Source organism: Vibrio sp. 1078-1 (assembly GCF_033340475.1).
This window is the reverse complement of the sequence record NZ_JAWOWM010000892.1, coordinates 1-520: the sequence shown is the minus strand read 5'-3', so window position 1 is coordinate 520 and position 520 is coordinate 1. Positions and strand designations below refer to the sequence as shown.

General features: G+C 37.9%; 1 protein-coding gene. It reads left to right on the top strand.

Translation table 11 applies throughout. The features are described 5' to 3' along the window. A partial coding sequence (locus tag R7190_RS30685; protein WP_318138315.1) for a tetratricopeptide repeat protein occupies window positions 1–520 on the top strand: 520 nt, incomplete at both ends.

Below are 520 nucleotides of genomic sequence, written 5' to 3'. Positions count from 1 at the left end.
GAAAAATTACTGACTAACTCTGGCCAAACTGAACAGCTTATTGAATTTTATAAAGCGAACTTAGTCGAAGTTCCGAGTTATAAAATAAAACTGATCAATTTATATTTGGATAATAAAGACCAAAAATCTGCTGAGTTATACATAAACACTCTAGAGAAAAAGGATCTTAAAGACCCAGATATTATTTATATCTTAGCTAAGCTCGAATATTTAAAATCCAATTACGATGCGAGTGAACGTTACTTAGAAGAGTATTTAGAGAATGGCGGTCCAGAGGGGGATTACTACCTTCTAAAAGGCAAAATACTTGCGCGTAAAAAAGACTATGATGGTGCAATTTCTCACTTTAATGACAGTAAGAAGAATGGCGCATCAGACCGTGAGGCAAACAACAATATTGCAGTAGTGATGATGTTGCAAGGCAGACCAGAGCCCGCGATGGAGCTGCTCTATGGCTTGTTTGCTGCCAATCCAAATGATGAAAAGGTACGTTCAAATCTCCTTTTGGCGTCGACTCGGT